This is a genomic window from Pseudomonas sp. 2822-17, assembly GCF_002742485.1.
Lineage (GTDB): Bacteria > Pseudomonadota > Gammaproteobacteria > Pseudomonadales > Pseudomonadaceae > Aquipseudomonas > Aquipseudomonas cyclaminis.
This window is the reverse complement of record NZ_LJRZ01000939.1, coordinates 1-234: the sequence shown is the minus strand read 5'-3', so window position 1 is coordinate 234 and position 234 is coordinate 1. Positions and strand designations below refer to the sequence as shown.

Below are 234 nucleotides of genomic sequence, written 5' to 3'. Positions count from 1 at the left end.
GTCCTTGAATAACAAATTGCCGAGTAACTAAAAACTCATTATTTGTTGGCTCGTCCCAGTCAATAAAACGGACAGTATGAAACTTCTTCTGCCCACTTCCGTCTAAGTCTTGATCCACCGCGAAATTTAGATTAACAATTGCATCATAAATTTTCTCGTTAATTTCTAAAAGATTTGTCCCCAGTTGTTCTGGTCGAATTAAAAAGCGTATTGCTTTATTGATATTTTGTACAT

1 protein-coding gene is annotated in these 234 nt (G+C 35.0%); it reads right to left on the bottom strand.

The features are described 5' to 3' along the window. On the bottom strand, positions 1-234 hold a 234-nt coding region (locus AOA60_RS31880; RefSeq protein ID WP_143522613.1), incomplete at both ends, for a type I restriction endonuclease.